Origin of the sequence: Acinetobacter sp. YH12251 (assembly GCF_013417465.1) — a bacterium.
Lineage (GTDB): Bacteria > Pseudomonadota > Gammaproteobacteria > Pseudomonadales > Moraxellaceae > Acinetobacter > Acinetobacter amyesii.
This window is the reverse complement of sequence record NZ_VPDZ01000003.1, coordinates 1-14,049: the sequence shown is the minus strand read 5'-3', so window position 1 is coordinate 14,049 and position 14,049 is coordinate 1. Positions and strand designations below refer to the sequence as shown.

15 protein-coding genes are annotated in these 14,049 nt (G+C 40.9%); 9 read left to right on the top strand and 6 right to left on the bottom strand.

Features of this window, described 5'->3' with window-relative positions; genetic code table 11:
• Positions 1-198 precede the first annotated feature (198 nt).
• Positions 199-1,056 (top strand): energy transducer TonB, encoded by an 858-nt coding sequence (locus FTV27_RS03215; protein WP_213066202.1) that lies wholly within the window; start codon positions 199-201, stop codon positions 1,054-1,056.
• Positions 1,057-1,059: 3 nt separating this feature from the next.
• On the opposite strand, the gene FTV27_RS03210 is transcribed toward FTV27_RS03215, so the two are convergent.
• The 4 genes from FTV27_RS03210 to miaB form a co-directional block, all read right to left on the bottom strand.
• Entirely contained in the window at positions 1,060-1,350 is a 291-nt protein-coding gene (locus FTV27_RS03210) for an antibiotic biosynthesis monooxygenase (protein WP_180035681.1), read from the bottom strand.
• Between the two features lie 62 nt (positions 1,351-1,412).
• Positions 1,413-1,895, bottom strand: a complete 483-nt coding sequence (gene ybeY / locus FTV27_RS03205; protein ID WP_078192431.1) for an rRNA maturation RNase YbeY — start codon at positions 1,893-1,895, stop codon at positions 1,413-1,415.
• A gap of 9 nt (positions 1,896-1,904) precedes the next feature.
• Positions 1,905-2,996 carry a PhoH family protein gene (locus FTV27_RS03200; protein WP_111885944.1) on the bottom strand — a complete coding sequence of 364 codons (1,092 nt, stop codon included), beginning with the start codon at positions 2,994-2,996 and terminating at the stop codon, positions 1,905-1,907.
• A gap of 38 nt (positions 2,997-3,034) precedes the next feature.
• Positions 3,035-4,492: a tRNA (N6-isopentenyl adenosine(37)-C2)-methylthiotransferase MiaB gene (miaB, locus tag FTV27_RS03195; protein ID WP_180035682.1), complete on the bottom strand. Its 1,458-nt coding sequence runs from the start codon at positions 4,490-4,492 to the stop codon at positions 3,035-3,037.
• A gap of 307 nt (positions 4,493-4,799) precedes the next feature.
• Between miaB and FTV27_RS03190 the strand changes: the two genes are divergently transcribed.
• The 5 genes from FTV27_RS03190 to FTV27_RS03170 all read left to right on the top strand — a co-directional run bounded on the left by FTV27_RS03190 (position 4,800) and on the right by FTV27_RS03170 (position 9,450).
• On the top strand, positions 4,800-6,776 hold the full coding sequence (locus FTV27_RS03190; protein WP_180035683.1) for a lytic transglycosylase domain-containing protein: 1,977 nt from the start codon (positions 4,800-4,802) through the stop codon (positions 6,774-6,776).
• A gap of 45 nt (positions 6,777-6,821) precedes the next feature.
• Positions 6,822-7,481 carry a ribonuclease I gene (locus FTV27_RS03185; protein WP_111885947.1) on the top strand — a complete coding sequence of 220 codons (660 nt, stop codon included), beginning with the start codon at positions 6,822-6,824 and terminating at the stop codon, positions 7,479-7,481.
• A 170-nt stretch (positions 7,482-7,651) separates the two neighbouring features.
• Positions 7,652-8,638, top strand: a complete 987-nt coding sequence (locus FTV27_RS03180; protein WP_078192426.1) for a malate dehydrogenase — start codon at positions 7,652-7,654, stop codon at positions 8,636-8,638.
• Between the two features lie 188 nt (positions 8,639-8,826).
• Positions 8,827-9,087 carry a DUF2789 family protein gene (locus FTV27_RS03175; RefSeq protein WP_078192425.1) on the top strand — a complete coding sequence of 87 codons (261 nt, stop codon included), beginning with the start codon at positions 8,827-8,829 and terminating at the stop codon, positions 9,085-9,087.
• A gap of 105 nt (positions 9,088-9,192) precedes the next feature.
• On the top strand, positions 9,193-9,450 hold the full coding sequence (locus FTV27_RS03170; RefSeq protein WP_078189234.1) for a DUF2789 family protein: 258 nt from the start codon (positions 9,193-9,195) through the stop codon (positions 9,448-9,450).
• 51 nt (positions 9,451-9,501) lie between these two features.
• Here FTV27_RS03170 and FTV27_RS03165 read toward each other — a convergent pair whose 3' ends face one another.
• Positions 9,502-10,029 carry a hypothetical protein gene (locus FTV27_RS03165; RefSeq protein ID WP_180035684.1) on the bottom strand — a complete coding sequence of 176 codons (528 nt, stop codon included), beginning with the start codon at positions 10,027-10,029 and terminating at the stop codon, positions 9,502-9,504.
• A 71-nt stretch (positions 10,030-10,100) separates the two neighbouring features.
• A complete protein-coding gene (locus FTV27_RS03160) occupies positions 10,101-10,703 on the bottom strand; it encodes a 2OG-Fe(II) oxygenase (protein WP_180035685.1) in 603 nt (200 codons plus the stop codon).
• A 114-nt stretch (positions 10,704-10,817) separates the two neighbouring features.
• On the opposite strand from FTV27_RS03160, the gene FTV27_RS03155 reads away from it, so the two are divergent.
• The 3 genes from FTV27_RS03155 to FTV27_RS03145 are packed head-to-tail and all read left to right on the top strand — an operon-like array spanning position 10,818 to position 13,654.
• On the top strand, positions 10,818-11,675 hold the full coding sequence (locus FTV27_RS03155; RefSeq protein ID WP_078189232.1) for a 23S rRNA (adenine(2030)-N(6))-methyltransferase RlmJ: 858 nt from the start codon (positions 10,818-10,820) through the stop codon (positions 11,673-11,675).
• A gap of 41 nt (positions 11,676-11,716) precedes the next feature.
• The gene (gene pssA / locus FTV27_RS03150) at positions 11,717-12,541 is read left to right on the top strand and encodes a CDP-diacylglycerol--serine O-phosphatidyltransferase (protein WP_180077063.1); all 825 of its coding nucleotides are present in this window, start codon (positions 11,717-11,719) and stop codon (positions 12,539-12,541) included.
• A gap of 36 nt (positions 12,542-12,577) precedes the next feature.
• On the top strand, positions 12,578-13,654 hold the full coding sequence (locus tag FTV27_RS03145; RefSeq protein ID WP_180077062.1) for a DUF6670 family protein: 1,077 nt from the start codon (positions 12,578-12,580) through the stop codon (positions 13,652-13,654).
• Positions 13,655-14,049 lie beyond the last annotated feature (395 nt).

The following is a 14,049-nucleotide window of genomic DNA, read 5'->3' as shown; positions in this document are numbered from 1 at the left end:
AAACACAAGGTTTTGATCTTGCAGTTTAGCAAAATAAATTGCACCATTTTCATGATTTTAATTGTGCATTATCTATGTGTTGATGGATTTCTCGTTTTCATCAAAAAATGAATACGAGTTTTATTTTATACTGTTTTAAGCAGTTTGGGGAATGCGGCAAATTGTCGGTTTAATGTGATGCTGAAAAAAATAACGTTCATGCCCTTGATGAAAGAGTGGTGGAAAGATCCCATATTTGCAACTGCATTGGCGTTTGCTGCTGTGTTGCATTTGGCTTTTTTAACCATGCAATTTTCCATGCCCCAAGAGGCGGATTATAACACCAAAGAAATTGCAGTTTCTTTACGTTCTACGACGGAAAAAATTGAACATGCAGACTTTTTAGCACAAGCCGATCAGCAGGGCTCAGGGACATTCCGTGAGTCACATCGTATGTCGAGTGACATGCCTGCACCGATGATCGAACAAAAAGCCGGGGAGCAAAAAAGCGAAGCTTTAGAACAACTGCAACAAAAGAAAGAGCTGAGCTTTGAAGACAAAGTGTTGATGACAACCTTGAGTTGGCAAAAACAAGCGGAAGAAAACAGTCGCAAAAAAGCCGTTGAGGAGTTGAATAGTCAGTTTCAGGCCAAGGCTGCGATGGTGGCGAGTATCGAAGCTCAATATTTACAACGCCAACAAAATTTTAGCCGTCAGCAAAAAATTAAAACCATTGATGGTATTCAAGCCAAGCAAGATGTTTCTGCTGCTTACATGGAAAAATTTCGCGAAAAAGTCGAATTTTACGGTAACCGTTATTATCCTGAAGCGGCAAAACAGCAACAGCTACGCGGTGAAGTACGTTTAATGGTTATTTTGAACAGTAATGGCGGGATTCGTGCCATTCGTTTGATCGAAAGTTCAGGTTCAAACTTATTGGACGAAGCTGCAAAAACCTCTGTACGTAAGGCGGCACCTTTTGGTTTGTTTGATGCCAAAATGAAAGACATCTCAGAACTTCGTATTGTGCGTACTTGGCGCTTCGATCCTGCAGAAGCAGAATTTGAGGTGCGTTAAAATTCAGTCGCGATAGCGTCGCAAAACTTCGCAGATTTCGGCGCTAAAACTCGCATGCCATTGGTTTTTCCCCAATTGTTGCGCCACTAGATGTTGTGCATCTTGCTGCCAAGCTCGAATGTCTTCTAATGTATTCCAGTAGGAAAGGGCGATTTCATGCTCACCCTCTGTCAGCGCTTCAAAATGTTGACAGTTAAAGTGTGTCAAGGCTTTGTCTCTAAGCTGCTGTGCAGTCGAAAAATACAGCTCATCAAGCGTACAAATGCGTGCTTTAAAAATCACGATATATTGCATATCTTTCCTTCCTTGGTTTTTATGACGATAAAAAAAGCGAGCCGTAGCTCGCTTTTTTGTTCTTAATCTCTTTCCAGATAAGGGTTATCAAACCCTAATTTGGCTAAAATCTCGATTTCCAACGCTTCCATTTCTTCAGCATCTTCATCAGAGGTTTCATGGTCGTAACCCATGAGGTGCAACGTACCGTGTACCAGCATATGCGTAAAGTGGGTCAGGGGTGCTTTGCTTTGTTCTTGTGCTTCACGAAGAACCACAGGAATACAAATCACCAAGTCGCCAATCGGAAATGAGTCTAAAACTGCAGCCATTTCATCGGGGAGATCGCTCGGAAAAGACAACACATTAGTCGGTTTGTCTTTACCACGATATTCCAAGTTCAATTTGTGGCTTTCGTCATTGTCCACACATGCAATACCGATCTCACAATCACTTTGTGTATCGATATGACGTAAAGCCGTTTCCACGACTTTTTTGATATGCGCACGTTTCACCACCAATTCAGGTGACTGAAAATTTTGCTGCAAGGAGAGATTAAGTTTCAAAATGAATCCTTAAATGTTTTCGTCTTGATGCTGCCCATCAGCTTTAGCATCATTGTCCGCCACCAAAGCTTCCTGACGTGCTTTACGTTCTGCACGTTGTTCAGCCGTGAGGCGATGTTGTTCGCTGTCCCATCCCTCATAAGCTTCAACAATTTTTTGAACCAATTGATGACGTACCACGTCACGAGAGTGGAAGCGAGTAATATGAATTTCTTTGATTTTTTCAATCACACGTAAGGCATGTGCCAAACCAGATTGTTGACCACGAGGTAAATCGACCTGTGTAATGTCGCCCGTGATCACCGCTCGAGAACCAAAGCCTAAACGGGTGAGGAACATTTTCATCTGTTCAGGGGTAGTGTTCTGTGCTTCATCTAAAATCACAAAAGAATGATTTAAGGTACGACCACGCATGTAGGCCAGTGGTGCAACTTCAATCACTTGACGTTCAATCAGTTTTGCGACTTTTTCAAAACCGAGCATTTCATACAAAGCGTCATATAGCGGACGTAAGTAAGGGTCAATTTTTTGGCTCAAATCACCGGGTAAAAAACCCAATTTTTCACCGGCTTCAACCGCAGGGCGAACCAATAAAATGCGTTGAATTTCGTTACGTTCTAGCATATCTACAGCAGCGGCGACCGCGAGATAAGTTTTACCTGTACCCGCTGGGCCGATACCAAATGAAATATCGCTTTGTAAAATACGCTGTACATAGCGTTTTTGATTGGCACCACGTGGATTGATCCGACCTTTACGGGTTTGTAGATAAACATTGTCTAAACCGGTATGCTCATTTTCAGAAAAATCTTCCTGAATTTCGCGGTCAGTCTGACTGCCTTGAATCATCATGTGTAAAATGTCCGCACTAATCTGTGGATTGGTTTCGGACTCTTCATAAAGACGGTGAAGGAGACTTTCGGCTCTCTCTACCGCATCGATTTCCCCATCGACAAAAAAAGCATCTGCACGATGAGAAATTTTGACATCTAAACGTTGTTCAATTTGTTTGAGATGACCGTTATAGGCACCGAGCATGCTTTGTAAACGGTCAAGTGGAATACCAGCAAAAGTTACAGTACGTCGAATCGCTGCAGTCAAGAGAATTCCTTTAAATTGGTCTGACGATTAAGCTTACATTACGCCACGTCAGGCTCAAGATTCAAGAGTTCACCGTAAACAAACTTCAAAGTTTTAATATCTGTCACTTCAATCTCTGCAAAACGCCCAACCCATGCAGGATCACCGATAAAGCTAACCAAACGTGTATTGTCTGCAGTACCAATCAGCAAGTTCGGATCTTTGTCTGAAACAGACTCAATCAAGACACGTTGAATGGTCCCTAGCATTGCATCAGTTTTATCGATACTGGATTGTTTAATCCATTGTTGAACTTTTGCAAGACGTTCTTTTTTCACATCTTCAGGGGTCGTGTCTTCAAGTTCTGAAGCAGGAGTACCCGGACGTTTTGAGTAGATGAAACTGTATGAATGATCGAAATCCATATCTTGGATAAATTGATAAGTTTCTTCGAAGTTTTCGTCAGTCTCACCCGGAAAGCCAATAATAAAGTCGCTAGATAAATGCATATCAGGGCGAACTTGACGTAATTTAGCAATTTTATCGATATATACATCAATCGTGTGGTTACGTTTCATGGCTTGTAGAACGTCATTCGAACCACTTTGAACCGGTAGATGCAAGTGAGAAACCATTTGCGGTAAGTCACGGTAGCATTGAATCAAGTCATCGTTAAATTCAAGCGGGTGCGAGGTTGTGTAACGAATACGTCCAATGCCCGGAATTTCGGCCACTAAACGCAGTAACTCTGCAAAGGTGCATATATTACCTTCGAAGGTTTCACCACGGTAGCCATTCACGTTTTGGCCGAGTAATGAAATTTCACGTACACCTTTTTCAGCTAAAGTGGCAATTTCAGCCAATACGTCATCGAGTGGGCGAGAAACTTCTTCACCACGGGTATAGGGAACCACGCAGAATGAACAGTATTTAGAACAGCCTTCCATGATAGAAACAAACGCTTTAAAGCCTTCTACACGCGGTTCAGGTAAAAAGTCGAATTTTTCAATATCAGGGAATGAAATATCCACCAACTGAATTTTTTCTTTTTTCGGTTTGACCACTTGCTCAGTATGTTGATCAAGCATTTGTGGTAAACGATGCAAAGTTTGTGGGCCAAAGACCATATCGACATAAGGCGCACGTTTTTGAATGTTGTCGCCTTCTTGAGATGCCACACAACCACCGACACCAATCACCAAGTCAGGATTTTTTTCTTTCAGCTTGCGCCAGCGGCCTAACTCAGAAAATACTTTTTCTTGTGCTTTTTCACGGATAGAGCAGGTATTCATCAGGAGAATATCCGCTTCTTTTGGATCGTTTGTCAGCACATAGCCGTGAGAATCACCTAAAAGGTCGCCCATACGTTGACTGTCATACTCATTCATCTGACACCCTTGCGTTTCGATGTACAGTTTTTTCACTGCTCCATCTTGAGCTGGGGTGTGCTGTGGCTGGGTAACAGTGTTATCTGGGGCAGCTTGGGCACTATTCGGGATGAAGGTTTGAACCGTCATGTAGGCTCCTAAAGGAATTTTATGAAAATCAATAACCATACGTGGCTGACAGACAATTCAATCAATTGAATTGTGCAGCTGCGGAGGTCAAAAAGGGGATTTTAAGAATGGGCAATATTTTAGCAGTAATTTACTAGAAACTTACAGCCTAAAATGACAACTCTGCCATATTGATTTATGAAGTAAAAATGTTTGAAAATTAATATTGGCTAATCATAAGGTTACATAACAGAACACAATGCAGAGTTTAGAATTATTAAACTAATTCCTAAACAAAGTTCGATGTGCTGTAACTGAGCAGAATGACATGAAAGAAGGCAAGTGGATGTTAAAACATAATTTTAAACAGAAAAATTACGCTAAATTACTTGCTTTGAGTGTCGGGCTCTCCGGAATTTCTGCGTTTTCCCAAGCCGCAGATGAGCAGTTTAACGATGCTTTACGTGCTGCGAATGCAGGCAATATTAGTTTATTACAACAATACCAATCATCCATGCAAAATGATGTTTTGGGCTATTATCCAGAATATTGGTTACTGAATAACAATTTGGCTTCACAACCTGCAAGTGCCATTATTAATTTTGCACAGCGCTATCCAAACTCGGCAATGGCAGAAAAATTAGCCGCAGATTATGTTGAAGAAAAAGTCAAACAAGCTGATTTCGCTACAGCACAGCCTGTTTTGCAATATGTGACTAATGCTGACCGTGCTGAAACATGTGCCATGGCTCAAGTCCGCGCAAAGTCGGGCGACCCTCTGGTTTACGCAGAATTTAAAGATGTATGGTTGACCACAAACTCACAACCTGACTCGTGTACGGGCTTGGGCCGTATGATGCTGTCGAGTCCTTTAATGACTCAAGATGACCGCCATCAACGGATGTGGGGACAGTTAAGAGCGGGTCAGTCAGGACAAGCGATTGCGACTGCGCAAACCATTGGCGTAAATATTAATTTGTCACAACTCAACACCATTCAAGCCAATCCACTGAATTATTTATGGTCTGCACCCAAAGCCACAGCTGAAGATCATGCATACCTGATTTATGCGATGGGACGCTTGGCCGATAGCGACTTAAATGGCGCAATTTCTTCGGTGAAACGTGCAGCAGAAGGCACACCAGCCGATGTACAAAAAGCCCTATACCGTAGTGTCGGGTATATCGGTGGTACAACGGTAATGAAAAATAATTTCAACCGTGAAGTTCTAAATTATCTTGATTTGAGTTATGGCTTGCCTTTTAGTGCAGAAGAAGCCGAGATTTATGCGCGACAAGCCATTCGTTTTGGCGCATGGGAAAGTGTCATTCGTGCAATTGATGCGATGAGCGTTTCGCAAAAGCAAGAAGATCGTTGGCAATATTGGTTAGCACGTGCCTCTGAACAACGTGGCGATGCCTCATCTAAACGTGCGGCAAAAGAAATTTATCGTAAGCTTGCCATTGGCGATGATTACCATAATTTGTTAGCACGTGACAAAATTGGTCAGTCTTATAACAATATTCCGTCAAATGTGCAGCCTTCGTCACAAGATGCGCAGCGTCTCAGTCAGGATATTCACTTCCGTCGTGCCTTTGCATTGCGCAATATTAATGCATCTGACAGCTATATTAACCGTGAATGGAACTGGGCAGTGCGTCAAGCCTACTTAAAGCATGATGATGGCATGATTCTTGCCGCAGCTAAACGTGCAACCGATATGGGGTGGTATGATCGGGCGATTTATGCGGCAGATCGAACCACTAAACAGCACAATTATGCTTTACGTTATGCTATGCCGCATCAAAATTATGTGGTGAGTCATAGTCGTAATGCAGGGATTGACCCTGCATGGGCTTATGGCTTGATGCGTCAAGAAAGTCGGTTTGTCACTAGCGCACGTTCACATGTCGGTGCTGGTGGTTTAATGCAAATTATGCCAGACACCGCAAAATTGGTGGCTCGTCAGATGGGGGAGAGTTATAACCCCGCTGCATTAACGGATATGAATACCAATATCCGTTATGGCACTTTCTATTTATCGATGATTCAACGTCAATTGAGTAATAGTCCAGTATTAGCGACTGCAGGCTACAATGCGGGTCCAAATCGTGCTCGACGCTGGCAGCCTGAGTATCAAGCGATTGCAGCGGACCAATATACAGAATCGATCCCATTAACGGAAACTCGAGAGTATGTAAAACATGTGATGACCAATGCAACCCATTACGGCCTTTTATTGGGTCAGGGACCGCAATCGATTGAAAAACGAATGCAAATGATTCCATTACGGAATGCGCAATAAGCATTGAAGCAACGCGCCTGTTTTGAGGCGCAATATGGGTAAATAATGAATGCCGAATTGAACATTAGACCTGTTTATCGAATACTGACATCACTGCTCATTGGCAGTGGTGCAGGCTTTGGTGTGTCTGTGCTTTCGGCAGCACCCGTGGTTAATGGCTATGTGATGGATGTGCAAATGGTGCCAGCTGTTTGCGCCTATGATCCTTTAAAAAGTAAAAAACGTAAATGTCTGGAAGGGTATTCACTCAATATCACGGGACTATATCCAGAAACTTCTACCCGTGATTGCACTACCAATAGTTCAGCTAAACTTTCTCCGTTGCAAGCCAAAGTGGTTGCACGGATTATGCCTGATGAAAATGCTCGCGTGGCGCTTTGGCACACTACCGGCGGCTGTATCCCAATGAATGCTAGTCAGTATTTCAGAACCATTATTAATCATGCAGATAAGCTAAAAATTCCAGATGAATTGACTAGCCAAGAAACCCAATCCATTCAAGCCAATGTCTTGCGTAATAAAATGTTGCGTATGAACAGCGGATTGGTATCCCAAAGTATTGAATTTAACTGTATGCAAACCCGTGGTGGCAGTTTACTGACCGAGATTAAAATTTGCTATAAAAACAATGGGCAGTATAAAAGTTGCCCTACGACTATTGTCGGAAATTGTCCTGCAACTTTCATAATTAAAGGTTCTTTCTAAGCTTTTTTCGGCATTTTATTTATATTTCCTATCATACTTTTGTTGAAAAGCATTCTCTTTTACATGCAAGCGTCAAAAGATTGGAGTACAATCTTTGCCGTTTATGATTATTAAGATTAGATAGAACAGCTATTTAATCATTATGACCTTCCTCAATTGGAGATAATTACATGAAGCAAGCAGTTCGTGTTGCCGTTACTGGCGCAGCTGGTCAAATCGGTTATAGCTTATTATTCCGTATCGCAAGCGGTGAAATGTTGGGTAAAGACCAACCAGTTATCCTTCAATTATTAGAAATTCCAGTTGAGAAAGCTCAACAAGCGCTTAAAGGCGTAATGATGGAACTTGATGACTGCGCATTCCCTCTTTTAGAAGGTATGATCGGTACTGATGATCCTAAAGTTGCATTCAAAGATGCTGACTACGCTCTTCTTGTAGGTTCACGTCCACGTGGTCCTGGTATGGAACGTGCTGACCTTCTTAAAGTAAACGGTGAAATCTTCATCGGTCAAGGCCAAGCACTTAACGAAGTTGCTAGCCGTGACGTTAAAGTTCTTGTTGTAGGTAACCCTGCAAACACTAACGCTTACATCGCAATGAAATCTGCTCCAGATCTTCCAGCGAAAAACTTCACAGCAATGTTACGTCTTGACCACAACCGTGCGTTAACTCAACTTGCTCAAAAAGCGGGTGTTGCAGTTTCTGACATCGAAAACATGACAGTTTGGGGTAACCACTCTCCAACAATGTATGCTGACTACCGTTTTGCAAATGTAAACGGCGAAAGCTTAAAAGACAAAATCAACGATGCTGCTTGGAACAAAGACGTATTCCTTCCAACTGTTGGTAAACGTGGTGCTGCGATCATCGAAGCGCGTGGTCTTTCTTCTGCTGCTTCTGCTGCAAATGCTGCAATCGACCATATGCGCGATTGGGCTCTTGGCACAAACGGCAAATGGGTAACTATGGGTATTCCTTCTGACGGTTCTTATGGTATTCCTGAAGGCGTAATGTTCGGTTTCCCTGTAACTTGTGAAAATGGCGAATACAAAATCGTTCAAGGTCTTGAAATCGACGAATTCAGCCGTGAACGTATCAACGTCACTCTAAACGAGCTTGAAGAAGAACGTGCAGCAGTTGCTGACATGGTTAAATAATTTAATTTTTTAAATTAAATTATAAAAAAAAGCACTCCATTTGGGGTGCTTTTTTATGGCCTGCGAAAAATACCAAGCTTAAGTTTTGAACAAAAAATAACACGTTGAGATGTAGTTGCAACTGACAAAGTCAATTAAACAGATAACTATGAAGTGGAAGAAATGTTTTTGGCTTGAGGAGAACGGCAATGTTTGATCAACAACCGACGTTGGAACTATTTTTTGAACAATTGGGGTTAGATGCAAGTCCGGAAGGCATTGATCAATTTATCGAAACGCATCAAATCACCATGGATGTTCCATTGCATGAAGCGCCATTTTGGACGAAGTCACAGCGTGACTTCATTATCAGTCATTGGAAAAAAGATGATGACTGGGCCATAGTGGTCGATATTTTAAATGAACAATTGCATACAGAACATAAGCTTTCCGGATCATGCAAAATCTAAATACAATTTGAAACAACAAACCTAGTTTTAACGCTAGGTTTTTTTAGCTTCATCATATAAGTTAATTAAATAATAAATGACAGATTAGTTGATAAGGAGGGCGAGATGCTCAATCAAAATAAACCATCCTTAGCTTTATTGTTTTCTCAATTGGGGTTAGCTAGCAGTCCAGCTGCGATCGAATTATACGTGCGTACGCATCAGCTTGCTGCAAGTGAAAATTTACATGATGCGCCGTTTTGGAATAAAGCGCAGCGTGATTTTCTAATCAGTCATTTAGTACAAGATGATGATTGGGCTATATGGATTGATGAGCTGAATCAACAGTTGCATATGGATGCATATAAGCTGCAGCCAGCATAGATTTCATTTTTCCACAAATAAAAAAACACCTCCTCAGAGGTGTTTTTTTATTTAGTGCAGTTTGCTTTGGCGTAACTCTGCAAACCAATCTTCTTGGCGATATGGATTAAATGCAGGATGCTCAAGTAATGTGGTCAGTTTGAATTCTTGAGATTTGCAGTATTTATTTAACCAGTGGCGGGTTAACGCAGGTTCCTGTTTTACCGCAGAGGCATAGGCCAAGTAGAAGTAAATGTCGCCATGTTCAGCTTTGGACATCGGTTTCATAATCTGCTGGGTAATCAGGGCATAGCGCTGCTCTTGGGTAATTTCAAAAAATATCATATAAGCTTTGGCTAAATGTACAGACAAATTGATGTATAGCTCAATCGGCATTTCTTCAAATTCAATCCGGCTTTGCTCAAGTAGAACAATGGCTTCTTGCAGAAAATACACTTGTTCTTGATGGTTCTTACTTAAATTAACCAATTGCAGGCGTAAGTCTGCACGCTCAAGGGCAAGTTCAGGGCTGTTGCCTTGTAGAAATAATTGATCGGTTTCGCCAATACGCTGAATAATTTTATGACTGTTTTGACGCATCGGGTACATCCTCATCTATGAATGACTCATATATGAGGATAGTTTAAGGGATTTAAAGGAGGAATCTCGAATTACCACATCGAGTTGTCATTACGTAGCCAAGCCGTAATCGATAAACGTTGATGTTTAGCTTCGAGTACCTCGTGTAATAGGTCACTTTGGAATAACGCAATGCGATTCGGTTTAGGTTCTATAATATGCCAAACATCATTCTTATCCTGTAAGCGCAATTCACCGCCCCAGTCGGCTTGCCAATATTCATGCAAATAATAAACCGCTGAAATGACACGTCCATTTTTGCCTTGAGGATTATCTTTGTGTAGTGCATAAAACTCACCTGCGTTATAACAAGCAAAATGTGCTTCGACTTCGTGAATGTTAGAAAAAAATGCGCGATTAAATTGTTCTGATAAATGTTCTAAGGCTTGAACGTGTTCTTGTGCGACATCTAATGTGTCGTTAATCCATAAAATATGATCACTTCTAATTTTACTGATGACTCCATTTTGTACGGCTGCATCCCTAAATTTATTTAAATTTGACATACATTCTTCAACAAGTGCATGTATATATTCAGCAGGATAAGCGTCATCAATAATGCTAAACCCGTGTTGATCTAAATCATCGAGGATTTGATCAACCGGCCAAGACTTTGGGAGAAAGGCTGTTTCCATATACGATCCATAAAGTTGTGGAAAAAAAGGTGACGTATTCTAGAGCAAGAATAGCATCGGAATGAAACTATTTTTCATGCTAAAATGTCCGTTGATATTAGGAATTAAAGAAACATGAATTACCGTCACCATTTCCATGCAGGCAACTTTGCCGACGTGATGAAGCACGTTTTGCTGCTTCAGTTATTAAGTCGATTGAATGCAAAAGATAAACCTTATCGCTATGTAGATACACATGGTGGTGCAGGTAAATATGATCTTTCGACCTCTGAAGCACAGAAATCAGGTGAGTTTTTAAATGGTATTCATCGTTTAGTTAAGCTCGATGATTCGATTAAACGCAATGCGCCTGAAGGTGTTCAACAATATTTAAAAGTTGTTGAAAAAATGCGTGAAAACTTTGGCAAAGGCGCTTATCCAGGCTCTCCGTGGTTCGCACTTGAAGGCATGCGTGAAACTGATAAGGCAACGATTTTTGAAATGCAGCGCGATGTATTCCAACAATTGCGCCACAATATTTTTGATAAACGTGCAGGCTTGCATGAGCGTGATGCTTACGAAGGTTTACTGGGTGTAATTCCACCAAAAGAAAAACGTGGTTTAGTCATGATTGACCCGCCTTACGAATTAGAACGTAAAGATTTTCCACAGCTTGTAGAATTGTTGGTGGCTGCTTATAAAAAATGGCCGACAGGCGTTTTTGCGGTATGGTATCCAATTAAAGACCGCGCGATGATTGAACGTTTTGAAAAGAAAATGTACAAAACCGGCATTCGTCGTCAGTTAGTTTGCGAAATTTGTGTATGGCCAGATGACACTCCAGTCGGACTGAATGGTTGTGGTTTATTGGTGATTAACCCACCTTGGAAATTCTCTGAAGATGCGGACGAAGCATTACAATGGTTGTTCCCACATCTTCGTATGAATGAAAATGGTGGTCATGCAGCCGTACGTTGGTTGGTTGGCGAATAATTTTAAACTTGAAAAAGAAAGGTCACAGTTAGGATCGAACAATGACAAATACAAATAAACCTGAGCGGGAAATTTCTTCAAAGGATGAAAATGCATTTGATGGCATTACATTTGAAGTTGAAGAAGAGGAGCATACCCATGAAGGGCATAAAGTGAAACGTCGTGGGATCTATCTGTGGCCAAACTTGATTACAACTGCAGCGTTGTTATCCGGCTTTTATTCAATAATTGCCAGTATGAATGGTGAGTTTCAACAAGCCATTTATGCCATTTTCCTTGCAGCATTATTTGATGGTTTGGATGGACGTGTCGCACGTGCTATCGGCGCACAAAGTCCTTTTGGTGAACAGTTTGACTCGTTGTCGGACTTGCTAGCATTTGGTGTTGCACCTGCCGTTTTAATGTATAGCTGGAGTCTAAATGACTTAGGCCGTATTGGCCTGGCAGCATGTTTTGTTTACACCGCATGTGCAGCCTTCCGTTTGGCACGTTTTAACGTACAAATTGGGGTTGTCGATAAACGTTATTTTATTGGTGTTGCAAGTCCACTCGCAGCCGTTATGATTATTTCATTGGTATGGGTAGGTATGGATATCCCTGCGGTCTTCGACTTACGCGAAACAGGTATTCAGATTTTTAATGCGGTAGTGATTATTGCAGTGGGTCTATTGATGATCTCAAATGTAAAATACTATTCATTTAAAACTGTGGATCGTCGCCGTGTTCCATTTGCGGTGTTGCCAATCATAGTCTTCATTTTAGCTGCCGTAACGTATAATATTCCAATGGGTATTTTAATTATTTCAGTAATTTATGCATTGTCTGGCTTTGTCACAACCTTAATGGCAAAAAAGGCTGAAGCATGAGTTAAAACATGAAATAAAAATTAAAAGGAGCTTGATATGCATATATTTCAAGATTTCTTGGATCAATCAAGACGACTGAATCAAGCTCCAGATTTACAACATAAAAAAATAAATCTACATGCGCCGAATACGCCTTACCCTTCAGTCCATTATGGACTCTGTCTACCGAATCTTCCTGCGCCCTTACATTATCTTAACTTTATAAGTTGGCTCGGTCAGCCTCAGATTCCCGCTTTTCAAAATCCTGTGTCCATTCAACAAGACGAACTCAATACAGCCACAGTATTGACCAGTGTGAGCGGTCATATGGTTGGGCAATTACAATCATATTCCATCAAAGACGACTGTAGTCTGAGTGATACCGTCTTTAAATTTAGAGATAAAGAGCAGATTGGTTGGGATGGAGCGGTATTTCAAATCCATCGAGAAGATACTGAACTCAGTTTAGATTTGTCCGTGCAAACTACCGATATTTCTTCGTGTTTAATTAAGTTGAGATTAGGTCTTGCTGAGTATTGGTCGGTGATGTGCCAATGTGAAGGTCAAATCAAATTTCAGGGCCAGATGTATGATGTAAATCAGCTGGCGGTATTATCCTATGCACAAATACGCAAGTTCCCATATTTACCTTTAGCGTTTTATACCCATCAGGTGATTAACCTTAGTCGACAACGTCAAATTATCTTTATGCAAACGCGAGATCGTTATAACAATATTTTGAGTTCGCGTTTATATCTAAGAGATTTAAATCAGCAGCAAGTGTTCATGGCAGACCAAGGTGTGTTCTTTAAAGTCATGCGCGTTTATCCCGCTGTTAAAACCCCAAATTTGCAAAAAATGTATTTGCCACGTGAATTTGAATGGATTTACCAAAATGACAAAATGAAAATACATATACAAGCGCAGAGTCGTGGGGATTTTAAATTTGGACTCGGCGCTGGCTATGCAGGAAGCTTTAACTATCAAATTAAAATTAACGACGAAATCGAGTGTGGGGAGGGTGGCTACTGTGAATATGTCGATTGCCGAGCTTTAAAATGGCAAGAAAAGAATGAAAAAGATAAATTAACGGACAAATATGGAAATATCGTCCCTTTTATGCTCAAAAAATAGTAAAAAAACTTAATTTAGTAGAATAAATAAACAAACGTAATGAAAAAATAAAAATAAATGAAAAAGGGTGTTGCAACGGATGTGAAATGCTGTAGAATGCACATCCATCGGCGGTGATGAAGATTAAAACTTCTGATAAAACAATGACTTGGTTGAATTGATTAAGTTGGGTTTTATTTTTTAAGTTTAAAAATAATTTGAATTACCAGTTGACTCTTTAGAAATAAAGAGTAATATAGCCGACCTAGCTTGCTGGTGACGAACCAACAAGAAGATCATTAAGAGATTATGAAGAACAACTTGTGTGGATTTTTACTGATTGATCGATCGAAATTATTTTCATTGATTGATGGTAGAAATTACTCGAAGTTTATTTGAGCAAATTTTTGTCAGTA

What these genes read in the sequence shown, in the direction of transcription:
- FTV27_RS03215 (WP_213066202.1), top strand. Translation starts at nt 199, where the DNA reads ATGCCCTTGATGAAAGAGTGGTGGAAAGATCCCATATTTGCAACTGCA.
- FTV27_RS03210 (WP_180035681.1), bottom strand. Translation starts at nt 1,350, where the DNA reads ATGCAATATATCGTGATTTTTAAAGCACGCATTTGTACGCTTGATGAG.
- miaB (WP_180035682.1), bottom strand. Translation starts at nt 4,492, where the DNA reads ATGACGGTTCAAACCTTCATCCCGAATAGTGCCCAAGCTGCCCCAGAT.
- FTV27_RS03190 (WP_180035683.1), top strand. Translation starts at nt 4,800, where the DNA reads ATGAAAGAAGGCAAGTGGATGTTAAAACATAATTTTAAACAGAAAAAT.
- FTV27_RS03185 (WP_111885947.1), top strand. Translation starts at nt 6,822, where the DNA reads ATGAATGCCGAATTGAACATTAGACCTGTTTATCGAATACTGACATCA.
- FTV27_RS03180 (WP_078192426.1), top strand. Translation starts at nt 7,652, where the DNA reads ATGAAGCAAGCAGTTCGTGTTGCCGTTACTGGCGCAGCTGGTCAAATC.
- FTV27_RS03175 (WP_078192425.1), top strand. Translation starts at nt 8,827, where the DNA reads ATGTTTGATCAACAACCGACGTTGGAACTATTTTTTGAACAATTGGGG.
- FTV27_RS03170 (WP_078189234.1), top strand. Translation starts at nt 9,193, where the DNA reads ATGCTCAATCAAAATAAACCATCCTTAGCTTTATTGTTTTCTCAATTG.
- FTV27_RS03165 (WP_180035684.1), bottom strand. Translation starts at nt 10,029, where the DNA reads ATGCGTCAAAACAGTCATAAAATTATTCAGCGTATTGGCGAAACCGAT.
- FTV27_RS03160 (WP_180035685.1), bottom strand. Translation starts at nt 10,703, where the DNA reads ATGGAAACAGCCTTTCTCCCAAAGTCTTGGCCGGTTGATCAAATCCTC.
- FTV27_RS03155 (WP_078189232.1), top strand. Translation starts at nt 10,818, where the DNA reads ATGAATTACCGTCACCATTTCCATGCAGGCAACTTTGCCGACGTGATG.
- pssA (WP_180077063.1), top strand. Translation starts at nt 11,717, where the DNA reads ATGACAAATACAAATAAACCTGAGCGGGAAATTTCTTCAAAGGATGAA.
- FTV27_RS03145 (WP_180077062.1), top strand. Translation starts at nt 12,578, where the DNA reads ATGCATATATTTCAAGATTTCTTGGATCAATCAAGACGACTGAATCAA.